The organism is Saccharibacter sp. EH611 (genome assembly GCF_009834765.1).
In the GTDB taxonomy this organism is placed as follows: domain Bacteria; phylum Pseudomonadota; class Alphaproteobacteria; order Acetobacterales; family Acetobacteraceae; genus Saccharibacter.
On record NZ_WVHP01000004.1, the window covers coordinates 1 to 15472 of the forward strand.

The 15472-nt window shown below is 48.8% G+C and carries 22 protein-coding genes; 14 read left to right on the forward strand and 8 right to left on the reverse strand.

Annotation, left to right across the window (positions count from 1 at the left end):
* Positions 1-215 precede the first annotated feature (215 nt).
* From GS535_RS03435 to GS535_RS03455, 5 genes are all read left to right on the forward strand, one after another.
* Positions 216-455: a hypothetical protein gene (locus tag GS535_RS03435; protein ID WP_160793103.1), complete on the forward strand. Its 240-nt coding sequence runs from the start codon at positions 216-218 to the stop codon at positions 453-455.
* 84 nt (positions 456-539) lie between these two features.
* A complete protein-coding gene (locus tag GS535_RS03440; protein ID WP_160799103.1) occupies positions 540-842 on the forward strand; it encodes a hypothetical protein in 303 nt (100 codons plus the stop codon).
* Between the two features lie 64 nt (positions 843-906).
* On the forward strand, positions 907-1140 hold the full coding sequence (locus tag GS535_RS03445) for a hypothetical protein (protein WP_160799104.1): 234 nt from the start codon (positions 907-909) through the stop codon (positions 1138-1140).
* Positions 1140-1343 carry a hypothetical protein gene (locus GS535_RS03450; RefSeq protein WP_160799105.1) on the forward strand — a complete coding sequence of 68 codons (204 nt, stop codon included), beginning with the start codon at positions 1140-1142 and terminating at the stop codon, positions 1341-1343. The genes GS535_RS03445 and GS535_RS03450 overlap by 1 nt, the downstream gene beginning before the upstream one ends.
* Before the next feature lie 76 nt (positions 1344-1419).
* Positions 1420-2844: a glycosyl hydrolase family 28-related protein gene (locus tag GS535_RS03455; RefSeq protein WP_160799106.1), complete on the forward strand. Its 1425-nt coding sequence runs from the start codon at positions 1420-1422 to the stop codon at positions 2842-2844.
* A gap of 65 nt (positions 2845-2909) precedes the next feature.
* Here the strand turns inward: GS535_RS03455 and GS535_RS03460 are convergent, their stop codons facing one another.
* The 4 genes from GS535_RS03460 to GS535_RS03475 form a co-directional block, all read right to left on the reverse strand.
* Positions 2910-3587, reverse strand: a complete 678-nt coding sequence (locus GS535_RS03460; protein WP_160799107.1) for a hypothetical protein — start codon at positions 3585-3587, stop codon at positions 2910-2912.
* Positions 3588-3632: 45 nt separating this feature from the next.
* A complete protein-coding gene (locus tag GS535_RS03465; protein ID WP_160799108.1) occupies positions 3633-4274 on the reverse strand; it encodes a ParA family protein in 642 nt (213 codons plus the stop codon).
* A gap of 5 nt (positions 4275-4279) precedes the next feature.
* Positions 4280-4480, reverse strand: coding sequence for a hypothetical protein (locus GS535_RS03470; protein WP_160799109.1), 201 nt, complete (start codon positions 4478-4480; stop codon positions 4280-4282).
* 347 nt (positions 4481-4827) lie between these two features.
* Positions 4828-5091: a nuclease gene (locus GS535_RS03475; RefSeq protein WP_160799110.1), complete on the reverse strand. Its 264-nt coding sequence runs from the start codon at positions 5089-5091 to the stop codon at positions 4828-4830.
* A gap of 251 nt (positions 5092-5342) precedes the next feature.
* On the opposite strand from GS535_RS03475, the gene GS535_RS03480 reads away from it, so the two are divergent.
* Together GS535_RS03480 and GS535_RS03485 are read left to right on the forward strand one after the other, a co-directional pair.
* On the forward strand, positions 5343-5795 hold the full coding sequence (locus tag GS535_RS03480; protein WP_160799111.1) for a hypothetical protein: 453 nt from the start codon (positions 5343-5345) through the stop codon (positions 5793-5795).
* Positions 5796-6158: 363 nt separating this feature from the next.
* The gene (locus tag GS535_RS03485; protein ID WP_160799112.1) at positions 6159-6716 is read left to right on the forward strand and encodes a recombinase family protein; all 558 of its coding nucleotides are present in this window, start codon (positions 6159-6161) and stop codon (positions 6714-6716) included.
* Positions 6717-6734: 18 nt separating this feature from the next.
* On the opposite strand, the gene GS535_RS03490 is transcribed toward GS535_RS03485, so the two are convergent.
* From GS535_RS03490 to GS535_RS03500, 3 genes are all read right to left on the reverse strand, one after another.
* A complete protein-coding gene (locus GS535_RS03490; RefSeq protein WP_160799113.1) occupies positions 6735-7151 on the reverse strand; it encodes a phage major tail tube protein in 417 nt (138 codons plus the stop codon).
* Between the two features lie 252 nt (positions 7152-7403).
* A complete protein-coding gene (locus GS535_RS03495) occupies positions 7404-7985 on the reverse strand; it encodes a hypothetical protein (protein ID WP_160799114.1) in 582 nt (193 codons plus the stop codon).
* A 606-nt stretch (positions 7986-8591) separates the two neighbouring features.
* Positions 8592-8981: a helix-turn-helix domain-containing protein gene (locus tag GS535_RS03500; protein ID WP_160799115.1), complete on the reverse strand. Its 390-nt coding sequence runs from the start codon at positions 8979-8981 to the stop codon at positions 8592-8594.
* 94 nt (positions 8982-9075) lie between these two features.
* Here GS535_RS03500 and GS535_RS03505 point away from each other — a divergent pair, with 94 nt between their 5' ends.
* Entirely contained in the window at positions 9076-9297 is a 222-nt protein-coding gene (locus GS535_RS03505) for a helix-turn-helix domain-containing protein (protein ID WP_160799116.1), read from the forward strand.
* Here the strand turns inward: GS535_RS03505 and GS535_RS03510 are convergent.
* Complete coding sequence (locus tag GS535_RS03510) at positions 9294-10838, reverse strand: hypothetical protein (protein WP_160799117.1); 1545 nt, start codon at positions 10836-10838, stop codon at positions 9294-9296. The genes GS535_RS03505 and GS535_RS03510 overlap by 4 nt on opposite strands.
* A gap of 41 nt (positions 10839-10879) precedes the next feature.
* Here GS535_RS03510 and GS535_RS03515 point away from each other — a divergent pair, with 41 nt between their 5' ends.
* The 6 genes from GS535_RS03515 to GS535_RS03540 all read left to right on the forward strand — a co-directional run bounded on the left by GS535_RS03515 (position 10880) and on the right by GS535_RS03540 (position 15416).
* Positions 10880-11080, forward strand: a complete 201-nt coding sequence (locus tag GS535_RS03515) for a hypothetical protein (protein WP_160799118.1) — start codon at positions 10880-10882, stop codon at positions 11078-11080.
* A complete protein-coding gene (locus GS535_RS03520) occupies positions 11077-11484 on the forward strand; it encodes a hypothetical protein (protein ID WP_160799119.1) in 408 nt (135 codons plus the stop codon). The genes GS535_RS03515 and GS535_RS03520 overlap by 4 nt, the downstream gene beginning before the upstream one ends.
* The gene (locus tag GS535_RS03525; protein WP_160799120.1) at positions 11481-11666 is read left to right on the forward strand and encodes a hypothetical protein; all 186 of its coding nucleotides are present in this window, start codon (positions 11481-11483) and stop codon (positions 11664-11666) included. Before GS535_RS03520 ends, GS535_RS03525 begins: the two co-directional genes overlap by 4 nt.
* The gene (locus GS535_RS03530) at positions 11651-12682 is read left to right on the forward strand and encodes a toprim domain-containing protein (protein ID WP_160799121.1); all 1032 of its coding nucleotides are present in this window, start codon (positions 11651-11653) and stop codon (positions 12680-12682) included. The genes GS535_RS03525 and GS535_RS03530 overlap by 16 nt, the downstream gene beginning before the upstream one ends.
* Complete coding sequence (locus tag GS535_RS03535; protein ID WP_160799122.1) at positions 12672-14477, forward strand: ATP-binding protein; 1806 nt, start codon at positions 12672-12674, stop codon at positions 14475-14477. The genes GS535_RS03530 and GS535_RS03535 overlap by 11 nt, the downstream gene beginning before the upstream one ends.
* A gap of 303 nt (positions 14478-14780) precedes the next feature.
* Positions 14781-15416, forward strand: a complete 636-nt coding sequence (locus tag GS535_RS03540) for a hypothetical protein (protein ID WP_160799123.1) — start codon at positions 14781-14783, stop codon at positions 15414-15416.
* The last annotated feature ends 56 nt before the right edge of the window (positions 15417-15472 follow it).

A 15472-nucleotide genomic window follows, 5' to 3' on the forward strand; every position in this document is an offset into this window, starting at 1 on the left:
GTGGCCGCCCATGTTGGCCTTGGCGTGCAGCAGCGCTTTAACGCCCTCACACCCGACCAACTCACCGCACTCATGCGCGCCATTATCCGCGTTGAAAACGGCCAAGACCCTTACGGGCCCCTTGTCGAGCAGGTGGCTCGTGAAGCAACAGCTTCACCACCGTCTATAACCTAACATCATCCCCACTGAACGCCGCCCGCTGAGGCGGTTTTTTTATGTCTGGAGATTTTATGGACATCACCGCGTTCCTTGACCTCTTACCCAGCAATCTCGGCCTGATCGTCGCGTGTGTGATCATCGTCTGCAAGCTCGTCACCGTCACCGTGCGGCCACCGGCGAGCGGCTCACGCTGGGGGCTGCTCTATCGTGCCATCAGCACCGTTGCGCTCAATATCGGATGGGCCACCAACCGCTTCCAAGCAGGCCGGCCTACTGACACACGCCCCCAGCCATGACCATGCCAGAGCTTCGTTGCCGCGATGGGCCGGCCTGTCCTGCGCACCCAACACTCCAACAATCAATTTTAAGGAATAGTCACTGTGACAACCGCTTCTGACGTCATCACCTCCCTAGAACATCTCATCACGGGCGCTTTGGGCTCCAGCGAAAGTGCGGCCACTAAAACCCGTATTCATGCCGTTGCCTCTGTTCTGGGCTCTCTTGGAGACGACCTTGCCCCGATGCTGGAAAGCAAGTTCAATATTGCCGAGCTCTTTGATGCTATCCAGCGCGTCGAAAATGGCGCAACAGAGCTAGAAGAAGGCTCTCGCACTCTCTTAGCTGTGCTGGAGCATAAAAATAGCCCGGCACCACAAACAAGCGACGCAAACAGCGCCGTCTGATGCGCATAAGGGAGAGCGTCAGCTCTCCCTTACCATTCACCACAAAAATGAAATGGGAACTTCTATGATCCCTTACCTTATTGCGGGCGTTTGCGCACTTATCACCGCCGCTCTGACCACATGGCTTATTTTTGCCTACCGAGCAGGCCGCAACAGCGCCCGTGTTCACTCCGAACGCCAAGACGCAAGCGACGCCACACAATCAGCAGAAGCCGCACAACGGATGCTGGAGGCTCGCACGAACGGCATACGCTCCGGCAATGAGCTTCGGGACACGTTAGATAAGGGGGCGTTCTGATGAAGCACGTCTTTTGTGCGATGGCTTTATGCACGTTAGCAAGCTGCGCTCCTGCCCGCTACAAACCGCTTTTCCCCCCGCTGGTGTATTACACAGCACAGGAAGAGAAGCAGGCGGCTGACGAGCTGCGCGCTCACCCCGACCTGCACGAGCTTCCGATTATGATGCGAGACTATGGGAATGAGAGGAGGGAAATACAGTAGAATTCCCCGCTCTGCAAACCTTCTTCCGTTACATATCAATAATAGCTTGCAAAATGTAAGCATAGGAAACTCAATAATGATTTTTGCTCGTTTATTCATGTGTTTGTATATGTTCGCTCTGATATATTCAGGGGGAACGCAAGCCCAGGCTATTAATAGGAATATGTATACTCCCCAAATGTTCGGAGCTGTCGGCGATGGAATAACAGATGACACAGCGGCTGTACAAAAGGCCGTCTATGCTGTGTGTGAATGGAACGGTGAGCATCCAGTTCATTCAGGAGGACAGATTTTATTTCCAGCAGGTTCCTATATTCTATCAAATATTATTATTCCCTGTAATGGTGTTCGTTTTCTGGGAGTCAGTAATGGCAATGTAAATTCTGGTTCCAATGATTACAGAGGTTCTGTGCTAATCTCCACACAGAACAATAGTGGGATAATGTTTAAATACACGTCCACCAATCAAGATTATGGAACAGGTATATCATTTGAGCATTTCGCTATTGATGCAACCGGTATGATGCCATCTTCTTCTAATCCAGACGCAACAATTTTTGATATATCATGGACGCAGCATAGCACTATCAAAGATATTTCTATCCGAAATCCCTACAATATTTTTAGAGAAGAAGGCGGAGCTGTTAACGTCATAGAAGACGTCAATGCTCTTGGTCTTCGTAACATTGGTATTGAATTTTTTGGAGATTCCTCTCAGTGTCAATCCCTTGCGTCTTGCAGCAAACGTGCTGATCTTCTTCGTGTTAGCCGTGTCAATATGAATGGGGCTGAAGGTCATACGGCAACATGCTTTTCATATCATGATTTTGCACAAAGTCTTGATATTGACCACTCTGTCTGTGAAAGCGCTCGTTTTGGTATAAACTCTTATTGCAATTTAAGTATGGGCCATAATGGAGAAGCCTGCCCGGCTTTTGCGCGCTTTTACGACTTCGAAGCAGAAGACTGTCTCACTTGCATCAACGCTTCTGATGTTCAGGATTGGGAGATAATCAGTAGCTATCTTCTTGGGCATGGGGCAGATAGTTCACATGTTGCCCAATTTTATAACACTAATTATGGAGGAGTTCCTTCCTCTACTAATAATGGAAGTTATGCAGCCGCTGTAAGAATTCATGGCGGACGGTTTGGTAATGCTGGCGGCTCTGTCATCTCTATGGGTATGACAGATTTTATTATTGAAGGAACACAAACATTCTCCTCAAGTCTAGCTGATACAGCTCATAGGATAGGGGCTCCCAACATTGAGGTCACGAGTGCAGGCAGCACCAATATACCCCAGCAGGGAATAATTGCTGATAACCTCTTATGCGTTGCTAATGGCCAGCAGCCGCTAGGTCTTATGGAAGGAGGAATTTGGTTAGATCCGGGTGTCAATTTTATAAAAGTTCATGATAACGTTCTTGTCGGTTGTAGTGGAGAACATAATGGAATAAATGATTTCTCCGGCAAACCTTATAATGACATTCATAATAACTGATCTAAAAATATAATAATGGGCTCGTTTTGCTTTCTCGCATCAAACTAGCCCATCATTATGTCGTCTTAATTTTCTTTTTCACGAGCAATTTGCTCTTCAATCTTTTCAAGCTTCTTGTAAAGACGCTCACGTTCTTTCGTTAAAGCTTTTAGGCGATCTTTCCCTTTCTTTGCTGATGAATAATTGCGCTTTTTAGGGCGTAAATGTTTTTGTTTAAAAGCTACAAGAGTACGGCGGCTGACATCTGGTGTAATAATGCCTTCTTCTTTGGCCAGCTCTAATTGCTTATCGGTATATGTTGAAAGCTGATAGGCTGTAGAAAAAGAGGTTGGGCAAATCTCACGAGGGATACGGCCACTATCAATGTCTCTAGCAACGTTACGATACATACACGCCGTATGACGACTCATACCGAATAGTTCTTGTGTATATTTCAGAAGGTGCTTCCATTCTTCTGGAGAGAATTCATCTTCTGTATTACAGAAAGCACGGCCAATCTGAATAATGGTGTGAAGCTGCTTTTTTTTCTCACTTTTAAGAACATTTACAAGCGTGCTGATCGCTTGAACTTTTTCCTGATTGTCTAATAGCTCCATCCCTTCAAATTTTTCTTTGAATGTCTCAAAAAACCTCTCATCAATAACCGAACTTTGAGCCAGGCTTGTTGATTGACGATCTGAAACTGTGGCGGCCTGGCCAATCTTCTGAGAACGAGACAGGGAAGGGGCAGAAAATTTCGACATGGGGAACCTTCTTGTGAGAGAGTTTGTTAAACCGGTTTAACAACGCTATTTTTTAGGAGATTTTAGCCACTTGCAGACAAAATCATAGACCTGCTGAAAGTCAGATGCTGACGAGCATTTTGGTTTATCAGAAGCGGTTAAGCCGTCTATGGTATGTTGATGGGCATCAGCAAGGCTGCGGATTTCAATGGGGCATAATGTCCCTATTTTATTCATTTCCGCGCGGGCTTCTTTAAAAAACTTTTCCCGCGGATTGGCATGGTTCATGACCAGCGCATTGGGAATGCTCTGACTGTCTAGCTCAGCAACCCAAGGCCCTACTGAATCGATATCAGCGATTTTCATGGCGGATGGAACAAGCACAAGATCAGATTTTTGGCACAATGAAGACACGCTCATAATGTCTGCATCCATACCAGGCGGCACATCGAAAATGGCCACGTCATAATGAGCCGCATGTGCCAGAACATTTCGCCAGTCCGTTAGGGATGCTTCAGCACAATCAAACTGAGATGCAGACGAATTCTCTTGCCGCCGTGCATGCCATTTCAGCAACGTTTGTTGAGGGTCAAAGTCCACCCCCAGCACATTCTTGCCAGCACGTTCAAACAAAACCAGAAGGTTTTCCACCAGCGTTGTTTTGCCGGTTCCGCCCTTTGGAGAGCAGACGGTGATATGAAGTGTCATATATTCTAGCCTTTACGTTGAGGGGGTGGGTTTTTCTGAAAAAAATAATGATATTCTCTTAGCCATTCAGCAACGTCGTCTGGTATTTTTGAGACCCCTTTCCGCCATTGTCTGATGCTGCCTTCTGAACGATTAACATGGCGTGCAAGAGCACTATTACTCAGCCCTATTGCAGCAAGGATCGTTTCAAGCTCATGTGGCGTCATCGTGATGTTATCCTTCCTCACCAAATTTATGAGGGGGTGGTGTTTTCTCCGCATGACAAGCAAGTATCTCAAGCCATGCTGCAATAGGGGATGGGATAGGGGTCTTTCCACTGGCCCAACCACGTGGCGTACTTGCCGCCACGTGCAAAATCAGCGCTAATTTTCGTTGGCTCCAATGTAAAAGCCTAAGACTTTCTCTGAATCGTTCAGGAGTCATATTAAAATTGCCATATACGGAAGTAATACCCAACAAAGAAGCTGACACATGCCGCTATAAAGTAGAGTATATAAAGACGACGTTTGTCATGATGAAGCCAATTGATTGATCTGTTGAGATAAGACATTTCTTATTCCTTTTCTTCGACAGTAGGAGAACGAGGTGGTGGATTGAGCTGTGCATGATCCGCTCTTTTTTTAAGCCATAAGACAACATCACTGGGAATAGAGCGCTCTCCTCGTCCCCATTCTAAGACGGTTTCTCGGGGAACATTCAAGATAGAAGCAAGCTGCCTTTGGCTCCAATGAACAAGATTAAGGCAAGCCGTAAATTGTTCTGGAGTCATGGTGAGAATGGCGGGGGTTCCCCCGCTCTCCTTTAGTTCCTGAACCATGAAATGACGTTGCCGATGAAAGAGAAAATACTCAAGATGGCAGCCAATGTTTGGATCAGTGCCGTTATTTTCTGGAAGTCTCTATCGTTCATAAATTTATGTCCTTTTTCAGTGTCGCGCTTCATCGCGTCGACATCTTTTTTATACGATAATTTCGTATATTAGGCAAGGGCAAATGTGCAAAAATGTTTTTATCTTGCGTATTTTTCTAAGATAAAAAAGAATATGGAATGTTTTAAGAAAGGACGGAAATGAGGAAAGTTCTTATAGGCCTGACATGGGCTTTACTAAGCGGGATAGGAAGCGCAGAGGCAGCCAATATTGGCCCTTGGACATGCACAGATAATGGCATGCCAATATGTTCTTACACGCAAGATGATACGTTGTTTCAACTGATCCCCACAATTGAGGGAGAAGAGATTCAAGTCGGGGTGATCGCTGTGGGTCAGTGCCATAAAGACGCTACTCTGAACTTTTCTAACGGCTTACAACTTCACGCTGGTGATGTCACTGATTTTGGGCCCGCAAAATGTGATTATGTATTTAACGTGAAAGACCACTCAATGGATGTGATGAGCAAAGCCTTTTTAACAAGCACAAAAATGACGTTCCACGCTGGAGTGAAAACGTTTACAGCCCCTATTTCAGAAAATGATGATCTCGTGCATGTGTTACAATATTGGAAACGACAGAAAGAACAGTAAATGAATAAGAGTATGTTTTTATCGTCCGAAGCCCGTGAGGTCTTGCTTTATACGATCGCAGGGGGTGGGGTTGGTGCGCTTGTTTTCTTTCTTCTTATCTATTTTTCTCATTAAAAATAGACAGCGTTTCTGAAGGGAATATGCTAACCTTCTCAGTAGAAGCATGAGAAGGTTTCTTTTGTGGTTGAGGCTCCCACTATCGTGGGGGCCTCTTTTTTGTTCTGCGCGTTTTTAGGGTATCCCCTAACTGAACAATTCTCACGGTTTAATTTTTCCCAATTTCTGACCTGTTCTGGATTGTGCGGAAAAAGAAATCATGCTGTTCTGTTTTCCTCTAAAGGGTAAACAGAACAGGTGGTGGGCATGTTATTCGGTTATGCGCGGGTATCGACAAAAGAACAGAACATCGCCTTACAGGTCGAGCGATTGCGAGAGTTTGGGTGTGAGATTGTAAGGGAAGAGAAATTATCGGGGACAAGTCGGCAGAAACGGGTTCAGCTGGATTTGCTTCTGGAATTCATTCGGGCCGGTGATGCTCTGGTTGTTACAAGGATTGACCGCTTAGCTCGTAGCATTTCTGATCTTACCGACATCATCAACATTCTAAACGACAAAGGGGCGTCTCTGCGCGTAACAGAGCAGCCCCTTGATACCGCAACGCCTCAAGGGCGGCTGATGTTCAATATGCTGGGGATCATTGCGGAGTTTGAAAATGACCTTCGTAAAGAACGTCAGATCGAAGGCATAGAGGCTGCTAAAAGGGCGGGAAAATATAAAGGACGTCAGCCCGATAGAGAGCGTGAAGCCCGCGTGCTTGCTCTTAAAGCAGACGGGCTTTCACTGGGGCGTATTGCCAAAGAGGTGGGCATGTCACGCTCTGGCGTGAATTATATTGTGCAGAAACAGGGGAAGTTGTTTTAGTAAAAACTTCTTTGTCTTTTACATTCCTAGAGCACTTCTCTCTTCTTCTTTGTAATCTATACCATTTTCAAAATGAATCATATTTACAACGTCTATCTCTCTTATGCGTTTACCATTGTCTATTTCCTTAAGGTAAGACAAAGATATTTCAGTAGAATAATTATCCAAGAAATAGGTATAAATATCAGTCACAAATAAAGCTTCTATCTCTATATAACTGCCATATTTTCCAAGATGTGATATTTTATCTCTTGAAATAATTATTCTTCCTCTTCCTATAGCAAGAGCACGTGGCATGCTTTCCATGTTTAGTTCCGCAAAGATCATTTCTGTTCGAATTGATCTTGGGAAAGCTGCAAGGTCATTTAGAATGTCACTTCTAATTTTCCCAATATAAGCGTTTTTCTCAGACGAAAAGATATATAAGTAGGGCATGTTCGCTCCATTTCATTCTGTCCTTCGGGATTGAAGAACACTCAGGAAAGATACCTCCCCTAAAAACGAGTCTCTACTGCATTACTTGACACCTGCTTTCTTGTGGTTTTGCACGTTTTCTTTCGTGAAAAAGGCAGAATAGTGCGGAAATCTCTTTGCTTCTTGAGCAAATTCTACCCTTGCCAACCATGATTGCGGTTGGGTAGACGCACTTTTTTTCTCGTGTCGTTGGAATTGTGGGATTAAAGCGTTTTAGAAGCCGTTAGCCCATCGTTCTATATAGGCCCGGTACTCATTTGGGCTCATTTGAGGGGGCTGAGTGAGAGAGTTTCTCTCTTTATATATAGGTTTAGGGGAATCCTTCGTGTTTTTTGCGGGTAGATGGTGGAAAAGTTTTTTCATTGAGCTTTTTGCGCGCTCTTTGTTTTTCCGAGCGGATGCGGCAACGATGGCGATTGCTTTCTGAGCTTTGTTGACAACGATCTCATACAGGTTGCTGGTGCGGACCGTCTTTCCTTTGTCAGCATCATAGACATAGCGTGGGGTTACGCGGATGAGGCCAATGGCTTCAAGCGCGTTCATTGCCGCCCAGACCGTGCGCGGGCATGTGTGGGACTTTTCTGCGATGGCCGCATGAGACGGGTATAGCGTCTCGTCAGGCCCCATCATGTCAATAAATGCCTGATAGACAAGGTGCCATCCGTGACGCCTTTTGGGCAGCTCTCCAGAGCGGAACGCTTCTTCCACAGCGGAGAGGAAGAGATATTTAAGCTTTTTGCGACGCGTTGGACGGATGTCGAGCGAAAGGGCGGGCTTGCGGTTGCGCACAAACATTAATGCTCCCCCTTATAGAGAGAGGGGAGCGCGTGCGGAGCAGCGCCACGAATCATGTTCAGTCTTGAATTTCGCAGCACGTTTGGGCGGACATCAAGCGTGGTCAGCCTGTTCTTTTTGGCAGATTTCATCGGTCTTCTTGCACTAAAATGGCGGGGAACCGCCACTCTTCAAACCTAGGCATTAGGGTGCAAAAATCCTGTGGCAAGAAAGACTTGCATTTTTCATCAGGATGTCCGAGAAAGAAACCAACCACAATTTCTGTTTGTTTCTCGGACGGGTTTGGCGACCCTTCCTGATGATCCTAGAATTTTTGCATTAGCCTCGCTTGAAAAAGCGGGGTTTTTGCATATCTGGGGGATTGTTCTCTAACTCATAACTCTCCAGACTCGGTGATGCGTGACATACTCCTGCTAGTTGTAGGGGGGTACAGTCTCTTTTGGCAACAGGGAGAGCTTTCTCCATCTTGGAGATTGTCTTTCCCATCCTTTCTGCCCTCCCTTCGCCTTTATGAAGAAACGATTATTTGGAACTTCATCTCCCATAAGAGATAGAAGATTATGTAATTAAATTACACTTATGTGGCAACACATAAGTTTCAAAAGTTTAATTTCCTCCCTTCTTTTTATCGAGAGACTGCGACAGGGCTTGCATGGCGCTTAGCAAAATTTTCTGATTTTGTGGTGTTGTTTTTCTCATAATCTCTAGTAATTCTTTTTCATATTTTGTCTGAGCTTTAATCTTTTCCTTGGGGTCATCTCCCGTTAGCAAGTAAGAAGAAGTCACTTCCAGCTCCTTTATCAATAAGCCGAAAGGTTTTTGCCGGGGGTATGCCCTTCCGGCTTCATATTGTGAAATAGAATTGCCCGACAATCCTATTCTCTTTCCTAATTCATCTTGGGTTAACCCCTTAGATATTCTGGAAGTTCTCAATCTCTTTCCAAAAGAGAGATTGCTCATAGCGTTATTTTTCTGGGCGTCAGTTGCGTCTTTCATGAGGCAATTAAAGGGAAAACTTTCATACGTTTAAAATGTTTATTTTTCACATTTTTCGTTGCTCAAAAATTGTAATTAAATTACAGATCATTTTATGAAAAATGTTTCTCTTGTTGATATTTTTTCAAAGCGTGGGTCAATGATGGAAATTGCGCGGCTGTGTGGCGTAACACCCCAAGCGGTTGGTCGATGGAAACGAGTCCCGCGTTGGCATGTCAAAAAAATAGGGGACGCGTTGAGCATCCCCTATGAAGCTATTCGTCCTGATCTTTTTGAGCCGTCCCCATCTTCCAAAAAGGGAAAGGAATGCCCCTAAGCCTTCACTTTCCGCTTGCGCCGCGTCTCCAAGAAGGCCAGCAAGTCATCAATGACCTCGCCGGTTTCTGGGTCGTGCGCGTCGGTAATCCGTTCTGCTCTGATCGTCCGTTCAGCGTTGGTTTTGGCGTTTATTCCAGAGACCGAAGAAAGTCTCGTATCTTCCGGGCCATAGGGATAGTCCGTCTCAGTCCACATATCCTTCACGATCAGAGTAACTTCTCTTCCTGCGCTGCCTTTTTGCGTGAACGAGAGAGTGATGGGCGTGTCTTTCAGGGCAATCCTTTTGTGCTTTGGTTCGGGTACTCTTGCATACGGGTCATAGTGCTTGAAGTTATCCCCCAGAAGATACAATCCCAAATTGTCTATCGTCTCTCCGGTTTCCAAATCGGTTGCCGTCAAAATCTCGGTATAGTCAACGCTGTCCCATTCTTTCTTCTCCTCAATAAACGCTTCAATCATCATGATGCAGAGCGTTTTATCCTCCATAAAATACGTCAACTTTATGGGGTTAATGGTGCTCTCTTTCGCGTGTTTAGGGTCTCTTCCCCATGCACGTGTAATGCGAAGACGGCAGCGCTTTGTGTCTGGGTGGAACAGCTTGCTTGTCACATTGTCTGGGGTTTCGCTCGGTGGGGGAATACGCAGCCCGTTCTGAACGTCCAAAACGCCGTAAAAATTTTGGTTCGTGCGTTTGGTTGTATCTTCGGGCGGTGCTTCTGCTGGCTGTGGGGACTGTGGGGGCATTTCTTCCGCAGCGCTTTCCTGAGCTGGGCCGTCTTGCCGGGGCAAGTCCGCATGGGCCACCAAAAAGGCCGTGATGTCGAACAGCGGCGTGCCGTCTACCAAGGTGGCGCGTGCGATGCGTCGGGGAATGAAGGTTCTGTCCTCACCGCGCAGCTCGCAATGGGCCTTAATCATATAGGGAATCACCTCGACCCCGTCTTGATGATAGCCCAGCTCTTGGCAGCGGATGGTTCGCTTGGTGTCCTGCCCTTCAGCGTCTGTGTAGAAAATCGTCAGGCGACTGCCATCCATAGCCGTTCTCGCGTCACGTATCTGCCGGGGAACGAGAGGGCGGGTGTCGCCTTCTGGAGCGGGCTGTGCGCGCTTTTCTCTATAAGCACGCCACTTCTTCACCGCCAAATACGGAAGGCCGCATATGGCTACTCCAGCCAAGAAGAGAGTAGCGCTTACAATAAAACTGAGAAAAACCGGTTCGCCGTCAATATGCGCCAACTGCTCCGTTATGAGAGTCGTCGAAATGGTGAAAGCAACAACGCAAACAATCGATGTTGTCAGAATGCGTGCCTTGCGCGTCGGAACAGGGCGTTTGCGGTCTTTAGGGATAGATGGTGTGCGCTCTTGCCCTTGGTTTGTCAGGCCTCTGAACAGCCTCACAGCCACATTCATGATACCCATAGCAATGGCAACCGACACACCCGCTATGATGAAAGCGTGGATGATCGAGTAGTAAAAATACCACGTGTAAATGAACATGAAGAAGGCCACATAGACCAGCCAAGTCAAAAAAGCGCGCATCTCTTTTCTCCACCTCTGCAATGTATTGAGGGAGTTATGTCATGAGCAGCGCTGGCGGTAAATTGCGGGTTAAAGGGCAGAAACACGCTCGGCCGCATCCTCATCACCACAAAAACAAGCCCGTTTTGACCCATCAATGCCGCGTGTCTGCAAGTGGCTGCACGTACGTGCGTGATGGGGCGATGAAAATGCCTGGCTATTACGACGGCCCGCGTCGCTTACGGAAAGGAGCGTCATTATGACAAGCTTTTCATCGTGGCAGAGGGTGCTGTCTCGTAAGGAAATTCTCGAATTTTCCCGCGCTATGTATCCTGGAGATGTCGGGCCTGAAGATGTTCTAGAAGCTGCCTGCCTCTTTGATGCCTGGCAGGCAGGAAAAATCACATTGAAGATCGAGCCTGAGCGTAATGAAAGCGTGCCAGAAGGGGAAGAAAAGCCTTCTTATTGTAGCTTAAACGACCTGCGCGTTTTGGTGTCGATCAAAGAAGATAACCAAGAGCTTTCGCTTAAAGAACAGATTTACCAAGAAAGAACTACGCTGGCTGATGCTCAACAGGCCCTTAAAAAACGGACAATTCTTGCGATCTGTTTCGGTGGGGTGGCGGCCATAGAAGCGGCATATTGCTTCGCTTGGATATGCCTATGAATGGGCCTTCACAAAACGACATCTTAGAATGTGTAAGTAAAGAAGAGCCACGGTGGAGTGATGTCGAACGTCATCGCTATGACCGTCTTCTTGGCGTTTTTACCGTCATGAACTTTCTTGCTTTTGAAACATTTATGATGTGTGTTCTTCTGGCTGGGAGGGCTTCATGTCAAGCACTCTAAGCGCGTCAGAGGTTGCGTCTGGCCTTGGTGCGCGGACTTTTGAGCTTGTGCGTGAGCTTCTGCCTGCTGGTAAGAAAAACGGCCCTGAATGGTGCTGTGGGTCCGTCGCTGGAGAGCCTGGGAAAAGCCTGTCTGTTCGCTTAACGGGTCCTAAAGCGGGCGTATGGTCGGACTTTGCCGCAGGCCAAAGCGGGGACGCTCTCGACCTTGTGGCGGCCGTCCTGTTTTCAGACGACCGCAAGCAGGCTTATCGATGGGGTTTGGCATGGTTGGGATATGAGCGCGCTGCTCCCAAAGGGCAGCGTCAAGCTCCGCCGCCTGCTCAGGTGAGCGAAGAAGACGAGCGTCTTTTGGTCAAGCGGATGGATAAGGCGCGTGTTCGGTTTAAGTCCGCCCTTCCCTTACAGAGCAATGACCCGGTTTTATCGTATTTAGCGGGTCGGAAGATCATTCTTCCCGATGGGATTATGCCGCCGGCGTTGCGCTTCCATCCAGAGCTTTATTGCCATGAAAAAGGCCGTGGTTTGCCCGCGATGGTGGCCGCTTTTACCACAGAAAAAGGGCGTGTGGCCGCCATTCATCAAACATGGCTTGAGCAGAAAACTCAAGGCTGGGTGAAGGCCTCTTTAGACCGACCCAAGAAGATGCTTGGCCCGATGGCCGGCCATATGATCCCGCTTTGGAAAGGCAGTAGCGACACGAGACTGTCAGAATGCAGCCCAGAGGAAGAGATTGTGATTGGGGAAGGCATTGAGACCTGCCTTTCAATCGTCTGCTCATGCCCTCAATGGCGCGTTATCTGCGCAGGATCGCTTGGGAATATGGCCAAGATTACCCTTCCCCCCAGTGTGAAGCGGGTTCTGCTGCTGCGAGACAATGACACGAACTATGCGTCTGTCGCCGCGTTCAAACGGGCAGAGAAGGCTTGGCTGGAACGAGGCGTGCGTGTGCGCGTGGCCTGTGCGCCAAAAGGGAAAGACTTCAACGATACATTGCGAGGGGCCGATGGGGCGTGAGGCAATCCGACAAAGCCTTGAACAGGCAGAAGAAAGACCGCAAGGCGGTTCACCAGAGGCAGGGCCATGCCCGGTTGTGCCACTTGGTCACTTGGACGGGAAGTTTTACGTGCTCGATGCGGTCGGGCAGCTCCGCGCCTTGTCTGCACGGCAAATGGGCACGCGTGAGGAGCTTATGGCGCTCTTTTTGGATGAGGGCATGTGGCTCACCGCCGCCTTCCCATGCAAACGACAGCAGAAGACAACGGAAGCCGATGGTTCCGAAAGCACGCGCTGGGAGGTCGTCGATTTCGTCAAGAACAAAGCGTCCGCTTGGCTGATGGCAGAATGCCGCGCCGCCGGACTGTTTGGCGATCACATCCTCATCCGAAAGCCGGGGGTGTGGCCAAGCCAAGAAGGGGCCCCGGTCGTTCATTGTGGCGATGCTGTTTTGGGTTTGGCCAAGCGCCCTAAACCCGCAGGAACACGCCACGGCAACCAGATTTGGGCAGCCGCCCCGCCCGCGCCACGGCCGGGGGAGCCATGCAGTGCAAAGGTGGGAGAAGAGTTAGAAGCTAGAATTGACAGCTTATGGAACTTTAGACGGGCCGGCGGCCAAGTCGTGCTGGTCGGTCTTCTGGGTTGTGCCTATTTTGGCGCCTCTATTCCGTGGCGGCCGGCCGGGTTTATCATCGGGGCGGCCGGCTCTGGTAAGTCCAGCATTATGGCAGTGTTAAGCGCAGCCTGCCCCATGCACTTCTACACCAATGACACGACAAAAGCTGGTCTTGAGCAGTCACTGGATGGCCGCGCGATGCCCACCTACGTCGATGAAGCGGCCGATCGGGAAGATCAACGGGGCGCCCGTGCCCTGCTGGACCTCGTCCTATCAGCGGCCGGCGGGGAAGGCACCAAAGGCAGCCGTGGCGGGAAGGAAGGGAAAGCGCGTCAGATCGAAGTCGCGGGCAGTATCTTGATGGCCTCCATCAGCCCACCAGACATGCAAGCACAACATCTGGGCCGCTTTACGATCGTGGACCTCGATAAGGCCCATGAGGGCGTCGATTATCACAACGAACATAAAGAATTGCAGGCTTGGGCGCGTCAACATGGCGCGGGATTGTGGGGGCGTGCTCTTGCTCGGTGGAAGGAATGGCGAGGTGCTTTTGTCGCCTTTCGGTATTCATTGAAGACATGTGGCTGCGCGCCGCGTGAAATGGATCAACTCGGAGCACTCCTCGCGGGATGGTGGGTCTTAACTCATGATGGCGTCCCTGAAGCCTTGGAAGCCGATAGAGGGATAGAGCTTATCTCGGATTATATCCGAGACTCTGACGATGTGCTGATCCAAGACAGTTCGGCACGCATGATTAACCATCTCTTCTCCCAGCTTGTTCAAGTTCAGCGCTCAACAGATCGCCGCTCACTCGCTGAGCTTGTCAGGACAGTCCTGAAAACACCGGTTCATAATGAGGAGAACATTGATGGCCTCTCGCGCGTTATTGCATCAGACGTTTTGGCGAACTATGGTATCCGCATTATCCGGGCTGATGACGTATCAAAAGACAGGCGGGGCCGGGCCGCGCCTCGAGCTGCTGATGGGTTGGGCATCTGGTTTTGGCCCGGCTCTAGCCCGTTACGGTCCCTCTTCCGTGATACACCGTATAGCGGGCAAAAGTTCGAATATGAGTTGCGGCGCCTTGAGAGTGCGCGGCCCTTCAAGGGTCAAATCCGCATTGGGGCCGTAAAAGCGCGGGGATGTATCTGGGTTTCTGGTGAAGAACTCGGATTTGGTGATGAGGCCGATGATGGCTAATCACCGCAGAAAATGGCGTGAGGTGGTGAGCTTGTCTCACCACCGAGACAAGCATGAGACAGAAATTGAGACAGAAAAAAACGCAGTCCCTCTAAGGGTATGCGCCTTTTCGCGTGTTTGTCTCATCTGTCTCACGCTTTTTGCCGTCTATAGCGCTCAAAGAACTCCTTTACATTACTATTTTAGTGAGACAAGTGAGACAATAAGTATAATAGGGCTACAAGCGTTGAAAAACTGCGCTTTTCTTTGTCCCATTTTCTGTCTCACGTTTGTCTCACCACTGAGACAGCAGAGAACCGTCTAATGGCACGTCGTAAGCACAGCGCAGCCAACAAAGGGCTGCCACGCACGTTACACGCTCCCCAGCAGCCAACGCCTGAGCGTTCCTCTAAGCCAGATTATGAGAAGGATGAGCAAGGCCATAAGCGCCGCGTTGATACGCTTCTCACACTGCGCAAAGCAAAGCGGATCGATAGTGAAGCAGAAAGTATCGCTGAGCGTTGGCGTAAGGATTATCTCTTCGCCTGCTTTGGAGCGCGTGACATCCCTAGCAATGCAACGCCATCACAAGACGGTCCAGGCGATGCACATACGCGTGGACTAGAGCGTGCTCTCGTTGCTGAGCGGTTATCTTATGTTCATGACATCTTAGGTGATGAAACGCATGACAAGCTGATACTCCTATTGATTGAGGGAGTATCCTTTAGTGCCATGGCCCAAGAGCTCTTACCTGATCGGTCAGGAGAAGCAGCGCGCAAAGAGATGGCTATTAGCTGTGCAACGCTTCTGAAAATTCTACCGACAGCCTACAGAACGGCCTGCCAACTCCAGAGGACAAGGCGCGATAACGACCGAAAGCTCGCAAGGAAGAGAAAATCATCTCGTATCCGCTCAGCAGAGTTCACGGGTCCTTCCCATAGAGGGCCCGCACGAGGATAATTCGAACCCCGATCTGTCAGAGTCTTTAATAATCAAAAAGTGACTTTCTGTTTTTG

Excerpts from the sequence above, each read along its gene's own strand:
- GS535_RS03435 (WP_160793103.1), top strand. The coding sequence starts at position 216 with ATGTCTGGAGATTTTATGGACATCACCGCGTTCCTTGACCTCTTACCC.
- GS535_RS03445 (WP_160799104.1), top strand. The coding sequence starts at position 907 with ATGATCCCTTACCTTATTGCGGGCGTTTGCGCACTTATCACCGCCGCT.
- GS535_RS03450 (WP_160799105.1), top strand. The coding sequence starts at position 1,140 with ATGAAGCACGTCTTTTGTGCGATGGCTTTATGCACGTTAGCAAGCTGC.
- GS535_RS03455 (WP_160799106.1), top strand. The coding sequence starts at position 1,420 with ATGATTTTTGCTCGTTTATTCATGTGTTTGTATATGTTCGCTCTGATA.
- GS535_RS03460 (WP_160799107.1), bottom strand. The coding sequence starts at position 3,587 with ATGTCGAAATTTTCTGCCCCTTCCCTGTCTCGTTCTCAGAAGATTGGC.
- GS535_RS03465 (WP_160799108.1), bottom strand. The coding sequence starts at position 4,274 with ATGACACTTCATATCACCGTCTGCTCTCCAAAGGGCGGAACCGGCAAA.
- GS535_RS03470 (WP_160799109.1), bottom strand. The coding sequence starts at position 4,480 with ATGACGCCACATGAGCTTGAAACGATCCTTGCTGCAATAGGGCTGAGT.
- GS535_RS03475 (WP_160799110.1), bottom strand. The coding sequence starts at position 5,091 with ATGGTTCAGGAACTAAAGGAGAGCGGGGGAACCCCCGCCATTCTCACC.
- GS535_RS03480 (WP_160799111.1), top strand. The coding sequence starts at position 5,343 with ATGAGGAAAGTTCTTATAGGCCTGACATGGGCTTTACTAAGCGGGATA.
- GS535_RS03485 (WP_160799112.1), top strand. The coding sequence starts at position 6,159 with ATGTTATTCGGTTATGCGCGGGTATCGACAAAAGAACAGAACATCGCC.
- GS535_RS03490 (WP_160799113.1), bottom strand. The coding sequence starts at position 7,151 with ATGCCCTACTTATATATCTTTTCGTCTGAGAAAAACGCTTATATTGGG.
- GS535_RS03495 (WP_160799114.1), bottom strand. The coding sequence starts at position 7,985 with ATGTTTGTGCGCAACCGCAAGCCCGCCCTTTCGCTCGACATCCGTCCA.
- GS535_RS03500 (WP_160799115.1), bottom strand. The coding sequence starts at position 8,981 with ATGAAAGACGCAACTGACGCCCAGAAAAATAACGCTATGAGCAATCTC.
- GS535_RS03505 (WP_160799116.1), top strand. The coding sequence starts at position 9,076 with ATGAAAAATGTTTCTCTTGTTGATATTTTTTCAAAGCGTGGGTCAATG.
- GS535_RS03510 (WP_160799117.1), bottom strand. The coding sequence starts at position 10,838 with ATGCGCGCTTTTTTGACTTGGCTGGTCTATGTGGCCTTCTTCATGTTC.
- GS535_RS03515 (WP_160799118.1), top strand. The coding sequence starts at position 10,880 with ATGAGCAGCGCTGGCGGTAAATTGCGGGTTAAAGGGCAGAAACACGCT.
- GS535_RS03520 (WP_160799119.1), top strand. The coding sequence starts at position 11,077 with ATGACAAGCTTTTCATCGTGGCAGAGGGTGCTGTCTCGTAAGGAAATT.
- GS535_RS03525 (WP_160799120.1), top strand. The coding sequence starts at position 11,481 with ATGAATGGGCCTTCACAAAACGACATCTTAGAATGTGTAAGTAAAGAA.
- GS535_RS03530 (WP_160799121.1), top strand. The coding sequence starts at position 11,651 with ATGTCAAGCACTCTAAGCGCGTCAGAGGTTGCGTCTGGCCTTGGTGCG.
- GS535_RS03535 (WP_160799122.1), top strand. The coding sequence starts at position 12,672 with ATGGGGCGTGAGGCAATCCGACAAAGCCTTGAACAGGCAGAAGAAAGA.
- GS535_RS03540 (WP_160799123.1), top strand. The coding sequence starts at position 14,781 with ATGGCACGTCGTAAGCACAGCGCAGCCAACAAAGGGCTGCCACGCACG.